This window comes from Reichenbachiella sp. 5M10 (assembly GCF_002742335.1).
Classification (GTDB): Bacteria; Bacteroidota; Bacteroidia; order Cytophagales; family Cyclobacteriaceae; genus Reichenbachiella.
Window position 1 is genome coordinate 2,178,597 of the sequence record NZ_MDGR01000007.1, and the last position, 13,482, is coordinate 2,192,078.

13 protein-coding genes are annotated in these 13,482 nt (G+C 42.9%); 4 read left to right on the forward strand and 9 right to left on the reverse strand.

What is annotated here, in order from left to right:
* Positions 1-17: 17 nt before the first annotated feature.
* From dapB to BFP72_RS08820, 7 genes are all read right to left on the reverse strand, one after another.
* Positions 18-731: a 4-hydroxy-tetrahydrodipicolinate reductase gene (gene dapB, locus BFP72_RS08790; RefSeq protein WP_099598782.1), complete on the reverse strand. Its 714-nt coding sequence runs from the start codon at positions 729-731 to the stop codon at positions 18-20.
* A 1-nt stretch (position 732) separates the two neighbouring features.
* On the reverse strand, positions 733-1,326 hold the full coding sequence (locus BFP72_RS08795; protein WP_099598783.1) for a DUF5683 domain-containing protein: 594 nt from the start codon (positions 1,324-1,326) through the stop codon (positions 733-735).
* Positions 1,319-2,239, reverse strand: coding sequence for a ParB/RepB/Spo0J family partition protein (locus BFP72_RS08800; RefSeq protein WP_099598784.1), 921 nt, complete (start codon positions 2,237-2,239; stop codon positions 1,319-1,321). The genes BFP72_RS08795 and BFP72_RS08800 overlap by 8 nt, the downstream gene beginning before the upstream one ends.
* A 22-nt stretch (positions 2,240-2,261) precedes the next feature.
* The gene (locus BFP72_RS08805; RefSeq protein WP_099598785.1) at positions 2,262-3,047 is read right to left on the reverse strand and encodes a ParA family protein; all 786 of its coding nucleotides are present in this window, start codon (positions 3,045-3,047) and stop codon (positions 2,262-2,264) included.
* 182 nt (positions 3,048-3,229) lie between these two features.
* Positions 3,230-5,053 (reverse strand): membrane protein insertase YidC, encoded by a 1,824-nt coding sequence (gene yidC, locus BFP72_RS08810; protein ID WP_099598786.1) that lies wholly within the window; start codon positions 5,051-5,053, stop codon positions 3,230-3,232.
* A 24-nt stretch (positions 5,054-5,077) separates the two neighbouring features.
* Positions 5,078-6,709, reverse strand: a complete 1,632-nt coding sequence (locus BFP72_RS08815) for a CTP synthase (RefSeq protein ID WP_099598787.1) — start codon at positions 6,707-6,709, stop codon at positions 5,078-5,080.
* 168 nt (positions 6,710-6,877) lie between these two features.
* The gene (locus BFP72_RS08820; RefSeq protein ID WP_099598788.1) at positions 6,878-7,261 is read right to left on the reverse strand and encodes a VOC family protein; all 384 of its coding nucleotides are present in this window, start codon (positions 7,259-7,261) and stop codon (positions 6,878-6,880) included.
* A 125-nt stretch (positions 7,262-7,386) separates the two neighbouring features.
* On the opposite strand from BFP72_RS08820, the gene xseA reads away from it, so the two are divergent.
* Both xseA and xseB read left to right on the forward strand, forming a co-directional pair.
* Entirely contained in the window at positions 7,387-8,640 is a 1,254-nt protein-coding gene (gene xseA, locus BFP72_RS08825) for an exodeoxyribonuclease VII large subunit (protein WP_099598789.1), read from the forward strand.
* Positions 8,637-8,828, forward strand: a complete 192-nt coding sequence (gene xseB, locus BFP72_RS08830) for an exodeoxyribonuclease VII small subunit (RefSeq protein WP_099598790.1) — start codon at positions 8,637-8,639, stop codon at positions 8,826-8,828. Before xseA ends, xseB begins: the two co-directional genes overlap by 4 nt.
* Positions 8,829-8,852: 24 nt before the next feature.
* On the opposite strand, the gene BFP72_RS08835 is transcribed toward xseB, so the two are convergent.
* Together BFP72_RS08835 and BFP72_RS08840 are read right to left on the reverse strand one after the other, a co-directional pair.
* Positions 8,853-9,515 carry a response regulator transcription factor gene (locus BFP72_RS08835; protein WP_099598791.1) on the reverse strand — a complete coding sequence of 221 codons (663 nt, stop codon included), beginning with the start codon at positions 9,513-9,515 and terminating at the stop codon, positions 8,853-8,855.
* Positions 9,502-11,109: a PAS domain-containing protein gene (locus tag BFP72_RS08840; protein ID WP_099598792.1), complete on the reverse strand. Its 1,608-nt coding sequence runs from the start codon at positions 11,107-11,109 to the stop codon at positions 9,502-9,504. Before BFP72_RS08840 ends, BFP72_RS08835 begins: the two co-directional genes overlap by 14 nt.
* Before the next feature lie 965 nt (positions 11,110-12,074).
* On the opposite strand from BFP72_RS08840, the gene BFP72_RS08845 reads away from it, so the two are divergent.
* The gene (locus tag BFP72_RS08845; protein ID WP_099598793.1) at positions 12,075-12,602 is read left to right on the forward strand and encodes a hypothetical protein; all 528 of its coding nucleotides are present in this window, start codon (positions 12,075-12,077) and stop codon (positions 12,600-12,602) included.
* A 32-nt stretch (positions 12,603-12,634) separates the two neighbouring features.
* A complete protein-coding gene (locus tag BFP72_RS08850; protein ID WP_143520001.1) occupies positions 12,635-13,477 on the forward strand; it encodes a hypothetical protein in 843 nt (280 codons plus the stop codon).
* The last annotated feature ends 5 nt before the right edge of the window (positions 13,478-13,482 follow it).

Sequence of the window (13,482 nt, forward strand, 5' to 3'; positions counted from 1 at the left end):
ACTGATCGTTTCAAATATTAAAGTTGTAGCAAGTCATCCATAGAAAAAACGCCAGATTTACCCACCAGCCACTCTGAAGCGACCACCGCACCGAGGGCAAAACCCTTGCGGCTATGTGCTACGTGACTGATCTTGATCGTATCTACTTCTGAATCATATTGCACATCATGTGTACCTGGCACATTCTCGATTCGTTCGGAGACTATCCCCAATTCATCCGCTGCCTGTGTTTTCTCATTGACCCAATTCTTTTTCTCTTCCAAGTGCTTCATCATGCCTTCGGCCAAAGTAATGGCCGTACCACTCGGTGCATCTAATTTTTGGGTATGGTGTATTTCCACCATCGATGAATCATACCCTTTACCATTCATCATCTTGGCCAAAAACTCATTGAGTTTGAAAAACACATTGACCCCCAAACTGTAGTTGGATGCGTAGAAAAAACCTACTTGATTCTCAATGGCTATTGCAGAGACCTCTTCAAACTTGTCCAACCAACCCGTGCTACCGGATACTACAGGAACTCCATTTTGCAGACAAGTTTTGATGTTGTAAAAAGCAGATTCGGGTGCAGTAAATTCAATTACGACATCCGTGTTATCTGGTGCGATCTCGTTGAGTTCGGCAGGGTTATCTACCGTAATGATTTTAGACACTTGATGTCCTCTTTCTATCAAAATCTTTTCGATGGCTTGGCCCATTTTGCCATAACCTACTAGTCCTACCTTCATGTTATTTGCTCAAATTAAATACCACGGACATCCCTACGTTTCGTACTGTATATTCTGTCTGTGGCTTGTACGATGGCATGATTGCCAGCTCATCGTTGATATCAAATTCTATTAGGTGCGCTGCAACGTGTGCATCCACTATCGTGAGTAGATAATACACCGCTCCGATGATAATCATAAAATCACGATTGCGCTGAAACTGCTCTGCCTTACGCTGAAGCGAATAGGCATTGAATCTAGGAAAAGGATTCACTGTACTCTCATCGTCATCTGTCTCGGCAATCCAAGCATTTCTAAACGCAGTATAATAATCTTGGTTGTATTGGACAAGGTAACCGATCAGAATCGCCCCTCCATAGACAATGGGAAGCTTCCAATACTGTTTGTTGTACATCTGACCCAAACCTGGAAATACCGCGGAGTACAAAGCAGCTTTATTAGGGTCCAATTTGGACTTGCTACGGAATGACTCTATTCCTGGAGACTCTATGAACAAAGAGTCCTCATGAATGATATCCTCCTGCGCATACACAGAGTGTACAAACAGGACAAGTAGGATAGAGTAAACCGATTTTCTAATCAAGGTATCAAGCATCGATAATTTCCAAAATTCTATTGAGCTCCGTCACCGAAGAAAATGGAATTTTGATTTCTCCTTTATTTTGGTCATTCGCGGCGATTTTGATTCTCGTCCCGAAATGCGAAGATAGCTTATCTTGTACTTTTACTATTTCTTTATTCTCCTCTTTATTGGGAGTTTTTTCCTCTTGGGCGTCAGGAAAAGACGCTTGCTTGACCAATGCCTCAACTTTCCGCACAGATAAATCTTCGCTGAGAATCTTTTTGAGTAGATCCAACTGAAAGGAAGTATCCTCAATATTGATCAATGCACGAGCATGTCCCATCGATATTTTACCATCACGCACAGCCGCCTGAATATCTGGCGGCAACTTCAGTAACCTAAGATAGTTATTGACTGTAGAGCGCTTTTTTCCAACTCGATCGCCCAATTGCTCCTGCTTGAGATCACACTCGCTCAATAACCTTTGATAACTCAGTGCAACTTCCATCGCATTGAGGTCTTGACGCTGGATATTTTCGATCAAGGCCATCTCCAGCATCTGCTGATCATCCGCTGTACGGATATATGCCGGCACCTTCTTGAGCCCAGCCAATTTACTCGCTTGGAACCTCCGTTCTCCAGAGATCAACTGAAACGAGTTGTTGTTCAATTTTCTAAGTGTGATGGGCTGTATAATACCCTGTACTTTGATCGAGTCGGAAAGTTCCTGAAGAGCCTCCTGATCAAAGTCCGTACGAGGCTGAAACGGATTCACCTCGATCTGGTCCAACTGCACTTCTGAGATACTACCTACAGCAGCACTCCTCTCTCTGAGAGGTTTTCTCACAGATTTATCCACCGCTGATCCCGTATCTTCAGAATCATTGAGCAGCGCACCTAAACCTCTCCCTAATGCATTTCGTTTTGTTGGATTTTTCCCAGCCATCTACGTATCCTATTCTATGTGATTAATCTACCTCTTCTACTACCAACTGATTCTTGGCTACTATCTCATGTGCCAGATTCAAATAGCTAATTGCTCCTTTACTCTCCGCATCGTGTGCGATCGCTGGCAAACCAAAGCTAGGCGACTCACTCAATTTGATATTTCTTGGGATCAAGGTATCAAAGACCATGGACTTGAAGTGTGTAGTGACTTCTTCGACCACTTGATTGGATAACCTCAACCTCATGTCGTACATCGTCAACAAAATCCCCTCAATTTCCAACTCTGGATTGAGTCGAGACTGAATAATCTTGATGGTGTTCAATAATTTACCTAAACCTTCCAATGCAAAATACTCACACTGTACAGGAATAATAACAGAATCAGAAGCAGTCAAGGCATTGATTGTGATCAAACCCAAAGACGGGGAACAATCGATGATGATGAAATCATAATCATCCTTGATCGGCTCAAGGGCTTGCTTCATCCGTTGTTCTCTTTCTTCGTAATCCACCAACTCAACCTCTGCTCCTACCAAGTTGATATGAGAAGGCAACAAGTCCAGATAGTCAAGATCAGATTGCACAATGCAATCATAAGGATCTACCCCATCTACCATACACTCATAAATACCTGCAGTGATTTGTTTGGGATCCTCTCCTATACCAGAAGTAGCGTTGGCTTGTGGATCTGCATCCACTATCAATGTTTTAAATTCCAGTGCAGCCAAACTAGCTGCCAAATTGATGGAAGACGTGGTTTTGCCTACTCCTCCTTTTTGATTTGCAATTGATATGATCTTGCCCATAAAGCTTGGTTTCTGTTTATTTAACTATCCTAGTCAGCATTTAGCATACTACTGAACGTGGCAAATATATGTCTCGTTTTCACATTAATGATAAATGACCTAAGAAATTTGTCCACATTAAAATGTTGATAAATCCTACTCAAACAAAAAGCCCTGACACGATAGTCAGGGCTCTATTTTTATCACTTCTTTTTCTTCTTATCCTTTCGAGCTCCTTCGCTTGCCTTCATAGCCTCATCCAATTTTTGTTGGAATTTTGATTTTTTCTTGTTGGCATTCTTCTTGCGATTTTCCTCCATGACCGTTTTGATCTTGTCTTCATCGACAAGTTTTCTAAACAATGCCGTCTGACCAAACGAAACCATGTTGGACACGAAGTAGTAGAATGTCAAACCTGCTGAGTAGCCGTTCAGGATAAACAAGAACATGATCGGCATCATGTATTGCATACTCTTCATTGGCCCTTGCATCTGCGTATTCATTTGACTATTGGTCCATGTCACTGCCAGAGTAGATACAGTCATCAGCAGCGTAAACAAACTCACATGATCTCCATAAAACGGGATCGTAAATGGCAAATCCAATACACTGTCATAAGTAGACAAATCATGTGCCCATAAAAACGACTCCTGTCTCAACTCGATCGAGTTCGGGAAGAAATTGAACATAGCCAACAAAAATGGGAACTGTAGCAACATAGGGATACAACCACTGAGCGGATTGACTCCAGCCTTCTGGTAGAGCGCCATCGTATCTTGCTGTGTCTTCTGCTGATCTCCACCATTCTTCTCTTTGATCACATCCATCTCTGGTTTCAAGACTTTCATCTTGGCCATAGACATATGTGATTTATATGTCAGCGGTGCTAGAATCAAACGAATGATAAACACCAAAAGAATGATAATCACTCCATAATTGGAAATGTACTGCTCCAAAAAGTTAAAGACTGGGATGATCAACCATTTATTGACGAATCGAAAAAGCTTCCAACCCAAATCTACGTTTTCTTCAAATCCTTCTGTCACCTTCTTGGTGATCTTGTAGTCATTAGGACCAAAGTAGAAGGTAAATTTCCCCTTGCCTGTCTTCAGGTCTCCAACAGGTAGCACCACATTGGCAGCACCATGTTTGACAACAGTCGTATCTGACTCGTCTGCATAGGTAGTAAATGCCGCAGAAGACATCTGATGATCTGCAACCAACCCTGCTGCAAAGAACTTCTGTTTGAAGGTAAACCACTTGACCGGTGCAGTGAGCGTTTCAGTCTCATTGTCGTTGCCCGAACCGATATTATCCACTGACTCTCCATTCAACTTGTAGTAAATGGTCGTTTTTTGTCTAGAGTCCTTCAAAGTCTCCTCGACCCTCTTCATGTCGTTGATCCATGAAAATTGTACGTCTTGGTTGTCCACAATACCATCCAAGCCTACGAAGTTCACTTCATACTTGAGCTGAAATCCTGACTTGGGCAATGAATACCTCTGTTCCAAATATCTCGTCTCATCAAAGGCCATGACAAAACTCAAGACGGTCGTATCATTCTCCATCGTCTGAGTCGCACTATAGTAGAGCTCAGACACATTGACTGCCTTGTAGTTACTCATCAAGACCATGTCAATTTTGCTACTTTTCTCATCCAACAAGATTAGTTTTTGCTTGTCGTAGGTTTTGTAGCCTTTCAGTTCGACTTTTTTGACACTTGCTCCAAGATTCGAAAGTTCAATTTTGACGTCTTTGTTTTCCAAGACTATGTCCTCTTGTATACCATTGGCAAAGCCAGAGAACAAACCGTATCGTTCCTTCTGCATGACGGTCGCCAAAGAATCCTGTCCCTCTACTGGGTCCAATACTTGTGGAACAGATGTAGTAGATCCAGCTGATGCAGTAGTCAATGGTGCTTCGGTCGTCTCCTCTACTACGGGAGGTACCTCTGGGGTAAAATATGTAAAATAGACAGTCATGAGCGCGAGCATCACGACGATCCCTATGATTTGATTCCTATCCATTTATAATCTCTAATTATCTGATGTTTAACTATCGGTTGATGTGATTTCTGATTTGTACTGTAGAGCTGCCTTCACAAACCTAACAAACAAGGGGTGTGGGTTGAGTACTGTACTTTTGAGCTCAGGATGAAACTGAGCTCCAACGAACCATCTATGATCCTTGAGCTCGACAATCTCTACCAAACCTGTTTTTGGATTGATCCCCGAAGCAATCATGCCATTCTTCTCAAAATCAGCCAAATACTTGTTGTTGAATTCATACCTATGTCTATGTCGCTCCGTGATTTTGGATTGACCGTAAGTTTGGTAAGCCTTTGTCCCTTTTTTGATTTGACACTCATAGGCTCCTAGTCTCATAGTTCCTCCCATTTCAGTCAGATTCTTTTGATCCTCCATGAGATCGATGATAGCATTTTCGGTCTCCCCGTTCATCTCCCGAGAATGGGCTGATTTGAGTTTGAGCACATTGCGTGCAAACTCGACGGTGGCACATTGCATCCCTAGACAGATGCCAAAAAACGGGATATTATTTTCTCTGACGTACTTTATCGATTCGATTTTGCCTTCGATCCCTCGCTCTCCAAACCCAGGAGCTACCAACAGGCCGTGCACATTGGACAAGAGTTTTTCGGCATTACTAGAATCTATCTCTTCTGAAGAAATCCAAGTCACATTGACCTTACATTCGTTGGTCGCTCCAGCATGTACGAATGCCTCGCTGATAGATTTATAGGCATCTTGCAACTCTACATATTTCCCCACGAGGGCCAATCTCACCTCATCTGTAGGGTTCTTCAATCGTCCCAAAAATTCTTTCCAGTGCTCCAAGCCTGGCTCCTTCTTGTAAGAAAATTTCATTCTAGACAATACACGTTCATCCAGTTTTTCTTTTCTCATCAGCAGTGGCACATCGTAGATGGATTCAGCATCCATAGCCTCTATTACACAGTTGTGTGGCACGTTGCAAAACAATGCTATTTTTTTCCTCAGGTCTTTAGGTAGCTTATGCTCACTGCGGCAGACCAAAATATCTGGTTGTATACCCGCTTCGAGCAATTGCTTGACCGAGTGCTGCGTAGGTTTCGTTTTCAGTTCACCTGCCGCATTGAGAAACGGGATCAGAGTCAAATGGATGTTGAGTGAATTGGTCGGGCCCAATTCGAATCTCGCTTGTCTCACTGCCTCTATGAAAGGCAAAGACTCGATATCACCTACACAACCACCAAGTTCGGTAATCACGAAATCGTACTGATCCGTCTCTCCCAGTTTGTAGATACTATTTTTGATTTCATCAGTGATGTGCGGCACTACTTGCACCGTTTTTCCAAGAAACTCCCCTTCTCTTTCTTTCTTGATCACGTTGTAATAGATACGACCGGTCGTCACGTTGTTGGCTTGAGAAGTCGGCACATTGAGGAATCGCTCGTAGTGACCCAAATCCAAATCGGTCTCTGCACCATCATCCGTCACATAGCATTCTCCATGTTCGTAGGGATTGAGTGTACCAGGATCGACGTTGATATATGGGTCGAATTTTTGAATAGTGACCGAAAAGCCCCTGGCTTGTAGAAGTTTAGCCAATGAAGCAGAAATAATTCCTTTCCCTAAAGATGATGTTACTCCGCCCGTAACGAAAATGTACTTTGTAGATGTCATTAAGATGTGATTTCAAAACTGTAGTTACGGGGAGCAAATTTAGGTCAATCCTATCAATAACAAAGGTTGACTCTACTTATTATTTAGATATCTCACTTGAGGCCAGCTCTACACTCATTAAGTCCCTAATGCTCTTGATCCTATCTTAGAAAATAAATTCATCCGTTATCATATCGTAATTTCGACACGGTTGCCTTCTGGATCCAACACAACACTCTCATAATATCCATCCCCAGTACTACGTGGCTCACTCAATATTTGATAACCATCTGTTCGCAGCTTCTCGGTCAACTCATCCACCGCGCCGCGATCACCCACAGACAAAGCCAAGTGAGCCCAGCCTAGTTTTTCTACCTCGGAATTAGAAGCGGTGACATCATGGCGCATCATCAGCTCTAACCTCGCTCCCTCTGTCCAACTCAAGAAATAGGATGAAAACCCTTTGGTTGAGTTTTCATATTTCTGATTGCAACTAGCCTCAAAGTACTGTTGATAAAAAGTGCGCATTTCTTCTAGGTTCTTGACCCAAAGTCCAATGTGTTCGATTTTCATTATACAAGCAAACTATCAATGATATGCATGAATAAAAAACGATCCATAAAAATCTTCGAACGATCTACGCCCCAACTATTCGGAATCATCTTTAGTTTTGGAGCTGATTCCAAACCCTATGCGCAGTGGAGCACTTTAGTCTTTCCGAATTCAATCTTCTAATCAAACAAACCTTGTCCAATCACCTGGCTCCTTCCTATTGGATCGTGGCGGAGATTGGAGAAATGAACGTAGCGCAAAAGGGACATTGCTATATGGATTTGGTTGAGAAGGAAAACAACTTCATCAAAGCTAAAATGCGAGCGACCATATGGTCCTATACCTTCGCCAGCTTACACAACCACTTCGAACACATCGCGGGCACACCACTCAAAAAAGGGATGCAAGTGCTCTTCAATGCTAGTTTTGAATTTCACGAGGTATATGGCGTTAGCCTCAACATCAAGGACATAGACCCCAATTTCACCCTTGGTGAAAGAGAACGAAAGAAACGAGAAACCATACTCCAACTAGAGCGAGAGGGGATTTTAGATCTCAACAAGTCTCTCATCCTTCCGCAAGTTCCGCAGCGCATAGCTATCATCAGTTCCGAGAGCGCAGCAGGGTACGGTGATTTCATCAATCAATTCACCACCAATCCCTATGGATACAGCGCCGATCTACGGCTGTTTCAAGCGACGATGCAAGGAGACCAAGCCGTACAGTCGATCATTGATAGCCTACATCGGGTCTATGCAATCGAAGAACAGTTTGATCTAGTGGTACTCATTCGTGGGGGTGGATCTCAAACGGATTTGGATTGTTTTGATGATTACAATTTGTGCGCTCACCTCGCACAATTCCCCTTGCCAATCGTCACTGGAATCGGCCATGAACGGGACCAAACCATCGCTGATTTGGTAGCCAATGTCCATCTCAAAACGCCTACGGCAGTAGCAGAATTCTTACTCAATGGCATGATGCAGTTCGAATCGGACATCACCGGACTGTTCGACCAAATCTCTAAATTTGCCCAACGTCTCATCCAATCCAATCAAGAACGACTGGTCCAATCCAAACACGTGATAGATATCAAAGCTCAAAACACCGTCCAACGGTGCGGGTATGAACTAGCTCGAATCCAACAAACTATTGAGAGAAAGCCACCTGAACTGATCAAGACGTATGAACTCGCACTATCATCCATCGATAAACTAATCGATGCACATGACCCCAAACGCATATTGAGAAAAGGATACAGCATCACTCAAATAAATGGCGCTTACCTCTCTGATGTGACATCCGTTGGCCCAGGTGATCAAATAGAAACGACTACAGAGGACGCACACATAACCAGTACAATAAACACTGTCCGATTCACAAAAAACAAAGAATCATGAGCAAGAAAAAAACAATATCTTATCAAGAAGCCTACGAAGAACTCCAAGCAATCTCAGAACAATTGGAAAGCGGAGAAGCCAACATCGATCAACTCACCGATCTAGTCAAACGTGCCAAAGCATTGGTCAAAATTTGTCAAGACAAGTTGAGGTCTACAGAAAAGGAATTGAACGAAGAAAATGAATAGTGCTACGGATTGTGCTTTGAATCTCTACAAATCATCAAACAAATCTCTCTCTATCGCATACACAACCAATCCTGCGACATTTTTGCACCCTGTCTTCTCCAGTAGGTTGCGCTTGTGAGCATCCACCGTACGCATCCCGATAAACAATTCCTCAGATATTTCAGCGTTGGTGTATTCTTTGCAAATGAGGTGCAAGACCTCTTGTTCGCGGGATGTGAGAGGAATCTCCAGACTCAAGCGCTGCTTGACATCAGGACGTTTGTTGCTATCATGCACGATGATATCCGTCACCTCATGCGAGTAATAGGTTTTGCCAGCCACCACAGCTGATATCGCTTCGTAGAGTTCCTCTTCGGTACAGTTTTTCAACAAATACCCATTGGCACCTGCCTTCATCATTTGCTTGATGTGATGGCTCTCGCTGAGCATGGTCAAGGCCAGTATTTTGACCTCTGCGTCGTATTCTCGGATCTTCTCTGTCATCTCGATCCCTGTCATCTCTGGCATGAGAATATCCGCAATCACCACATCTGGCTGAGCGTTGGTATAGCTCTCTAGCGCTTCTTTCCCATCAGCCGCCTCTGCCACAATTTCATAACTGGTATTATCATCCAAAAAGGTCTTTATTCCTTCTCGAATCATCTTGTGATCATCCACCAATAGGATTTTCAACTTATCCTGAGACATCTTCTTTATTTGTTAGGTATGGTACTTCGATTAAAATATGTGTGCCCCTTTCTTTGGCACTATCTATATGCAACTGTCCTCCAATAGAGGTCGCTCTATTCTTCATGTTGTTGATGCCAAACCCATGCTCAGCATCCAATACATCTTCTGTATCAAACCCTACTCCGTCATCATCTATCGTCAATATCAGCGAACCCTCATGACGCATAAGCTGGATAGTAGCACTATGGGCATGAGCGTATTTGATGATGTTGGTCACTGCCTCTTGAGTTATGCGAAACAAAGACAACGCTACGTTGATAGGCAATCGCTTGTCTGGGATATTGTTCAAAAATTCAAACTTGGTCTCGACCAGATCAGCCAACCCTTCGAGCATAGACTCAACCGCTGCATGATAGCCATAGTCCTCGATCGTCTTGGGCATCAAACGATGGCTCAAACTGCGTGTTTCAACAATCGCCTCCTTGAGAGACCCCGATGCGCTGATCAAATACCTCATGGCATCATCTTGAGACACCAATTTCTTGGCATGTTCCAAATTGAGATGTGCTGTGGTCAAAACCTGCTGTAGGTTGTCATGTATCTCACGTGAAAAATGGCTTCTTTCTCGGTCTTCAGTCTCCAAAGTAGCTGCTACGACTTTCTCATGACTTTTGACTCGATCCGTAATATCAATGATACATCCTTCGAGAAGTCTCTCTCCATGCCTGCTTTGCTGAATCACTCCTTGCTCCCACAACCAGCGTTCGTTGCCCTTTTTGTCCCGAATACGGTAATTGACACGATAGTATTCTCCTCTCTTGAGTTGACGGCTGACCTCTGTCCACACATAATCTTGATCATTGGGGTGAATGAGCTGCGCAAACGTCAACTCCGTGCGTACATCCGTAAACTCATCCGGCTCGTACCCTGTCAATTCCTTGACGTAAGGACTGATATATTTCATCGTCCATTGCTGATCCATCAGACAACGAAACACAATTCCAGGGATATTGCGCACCAAAGATTCATATTGATGGTTTCGTTCGATGATTTGCGTGGCTTGCTGCACAACCTCATGCTCCAGTGATCTTCTGTAAATGATTTTGGAGAGCGTCGCTCCGATGGCACTCGCTAGTGATTGCAACACAGATATGATAGACTCACTCCAGTCACGCTCATATTCTACAGTTGCCAAACTCAAAACTCCCCACCATTGATCCTCTACGAAAATAGGTACCAACAAGCCCGATTTACCTCCAGTTTGCTCGAGGTGTTCGATAACTTCAGGTGGTGCAGTACTCTTCTTAAACGAGAACATGATTCCTTTGTGCACACTCGTATGTTGGGAAACAAATTGCCCGACATGATTAGAAGTGTTGAGATCGATACGCTTCTGATCGTAGACCTTCATCCAGTGATGCTTGACCGTCATCACCATTCCCTCCTTCGTATGTAGCAACTCCGAGACGAACACATCTACGTCAAACACCTCCCCTATATGCTTCAAAGACACGTCCAAAGCCTCTTCAAAATTTGGGTTCACGATCAACTCGGTGATGGCGTTGCATACACCAACCAAAGCTTGGTCATTCGAATTTTGAGTCACAGGCATCGCGTTTAAATGGAGTTTGAAATTAAAACAAAAACAGACAACAGGCGAACAAAGTCCTCCGAAAATAACGCTGTAAAAAGAAATAGGAAGCACGAGGTACCGCAACTTCCTATCCTAAAAGGTAATGCGACTTCAAAAAAGTCGATCATTATAAGTAGAATCCATTTCTCATAAAAAGACCGGGAAATCTATATGACCTTTGCCATTCGATTCCCCGGTCAAAACCAACCTAACCTATCTTTAATTTCTCACTGCTGACTCATGCAAAGATTAGGCCCTTTGTTGTTTAATGATCGAGTCATACATCATATCTTGGCTGATAAAAAAAGCTGAGGAACTCCACTTCACCTGTATCAACTTCACGTTGTTCCTCAACTTACAAAAACCAACCTATGCTCTTTGGTACTGTAAACCGACTCTAAGAGCCGGCTTTGATCTATCATCACTCCTAGTTAGGAATGTTAGCTGGTCAAGATCTTGTTTCTTGTGGTTTGCTTTGAAAATAAGGGGCTGCTCCTTCACGATTCCTCTACACTCAGCCCCTCGTTTAACTTCCAAAAACCAACCTATATTTTTCGCCAGCCTCCTTGACTCGCTGTGTATCTCGTTTGATTACAATACAAAGGTGCCACGATTCCTCCAGCTGTGTAATAGTGAAATACCTACATCATACAAATAGGTGAAATACCGATGTCCCTGAGCACGAGTAAAAACTGAACAAAATGAGGTTGATCCGAAACACTAATCAGTCACTCCTAGACTGCCCTATGGACAGCTCATTCACAAGCAACTCTGACCTGTAAAAATACTTACACTTGTAATCAGAAATATATTTAAACAACTGATTAAACGTTTTTTACACTATTTTGAACCACTATTGATTGATTCACATATTCTGATAAACAGGTTAGTCAATTCAATGATTGGATTATATTTGTTATTGATATAACCAAACAAATACTACCATGAAAGTAAAACAATACCTATCACAAGCATTCCTTGCTGCATTGGTCGTAGCTACATTCTCTTGTAAAGACGACGATGAACTAGCACTTATCAGCAGCGAGTTTGATTACAAATCAGGTGATGCAGTTGACATTCAATTCATCGTAAACGATGATACAGGAGATGTCTCCGAAACAATAGACATTGCAGATCTAGCCAATAGAACAGATGAATTCTATGTACGACTGACATTTACTGATGCAGACAAAAACATGGAGCGCCTCTACTCTAATCAAAACATAGATGGAGCAGGTGTCAAAGCACACAAATTGACAGACAATGCACTCAGCGATGGTTCTTTAGTTATTGATTCGCACGATCAAGATGATTTTGATCTAGTGATTCCGTTTCCTGTGCTCAACAGTGAACAAATCGAAGATGGCAAATCAGTAGTATATCAAATTTGGACGACTGATGGTGAAGGTGAATTTGACAACCCAAACCGAAACTTCACGATGGGGATTGCTACACTGACGGTCAACTACTAATTTAGAATTCACTCACTGTAAATCCGTCTTAGATGAAACACGTTATACTATCGGCATGCCTTTTTATGGCATGCCTTTCTCCAACCCTCGGGCAAACCACAAAAGCCCCAAGAAGCACCTTCATCGATATTGGTTTAGGACTTGACTTTAGCAACTTTAGAGATTTTGGCACTTCGCCACTTGTATACAGTGGTGCTCCAAAACATGTGCACCTCAATGCCCTGTCCTTCAACAAAGAAAAGGATATCAGCTACGGTGCATCTTTCAACTTCGGCAACTACAGTAGTGTCGTTGGTGATCAAGTGGCTTTAGCCCAGGTCAAAACATTGGCATTATATTATATGCACTTGTTTGAGATCAAAGCCATTTCATCTGACAAATGGAATATCAAAGCAGGCGGACAACTGAACACTACTGGAAACTTCCGGATCAATCCATCGCTACAAAATGCACAATTAGGCTATGAGGTGTTTGTCAATATCATGGGCTCTGCAAAGGTCACTTTGGATTTGTCACGAGAAAGTGAGCAAAGCAAGAAGTTTCTTTTCATCAAGTACACTGCCAAGCCTCGAAAGAGAGATTTGTCGTACAACTTGAATGTAGGCATCGTCAACAACAACGCTAGAAATGGCTACAACTACATCAGTCAAGATGCTGTACTCAACGACGCAGGACTATTCAAAGGCTATGAAATCAATTCTTTCTCAGGATTCAGAATGAGTTCTCAGCTGGCTTACACTTCACACCTTAGAAGCAGTAATAACGCCTTCAGATACGCATACAGCTGGGACATGTACAAATCAGGCGAAGACATCAACCCATTCGAAATGGCGCACCACACGCTTTCCTTCGCATTCTTGTTCAGTATAAAATAGCCAAC

Coding starts and splice junctions, on each gene's coding strand:
- dapB (WP_099598782.1), bottom strand. CDS start 731: ATGAAGGTAGGACTAGTAGGTTATGGCAAAATGGGCCAAGCCATCGAA.
- BFP72_RS08795 (WP_099598783.1), bottom strand. CDS start 1,326: ATGCTTGATACCTTGATTAGAAAATCGGTTTACTCTATCCTACTTGTC.
- BFP72_RS08800 (WP_099598784.1), bottom strand. CDS start 2,239: ATGGCTGGGAAAAATCCAACAAAACGAAATGCATTAGGGAGAGGTTTA.
- BFP72_RS08805 (WP_099598785.1), bottom strand. CDS start 3,047: ATGGGCAAGATCATATCAATTGCAAATCAAAAAGGAGGAGTAGGCAAA.
- yidC (WP_099598786.1), bottom strand. CDS start 5,053: ATGGATAGGAATCAAATCATAGGGATCGTCGTGATGCTCGCGCTCATG.
- BFP72_RS08815 (WP_099598787.1), bottom strand. CDS start 6,709: ATGACATCTACAAAGTACATTTTCGTTACGGGCGGAGTAACATCATCT.
- BFP72_RS08820 (WP_099598788.1), bottom strand. CDS start 7,261: ATGAAAATCGAACACATTGGACTTTGGGTCAAGAACCTAGAAGAAATG.
- xseB (WP_099598790.1), top strand. CDS start 8,637: ATGAGCAAGAAAAAAACAATATCTTATCAAGAAGCCTACGAAGAACTC.
- BFP72_RS08835 (WP_099598791.1), bottom strand. CDS start 9,515: ATGTCTCAGGATAAGTTGAAAATCCTATTGGTGGATGATCACAAGATG.
- BFP72_RS08840 (WP_099598792.1), bottom strand. CDS start 11,109: ATGCCTGTGACTCAAAATTCGAATGACCAAGCTTTGGTTGGTGTATGC.
- BFP72_RS08845 (WP_099598793.1), top strand. CDS start 12,075: ATGAAAGTAAAACAATACCTATCACAAGCATTCCTTGCTGCATTGGTC.
- BFP72_RS08850 (WP_143520001.1), top strand. CDS start 12,635: ATGAAACACGTTATACTATCGGCATGCCTTTTTATGGCATGCCTTTCT.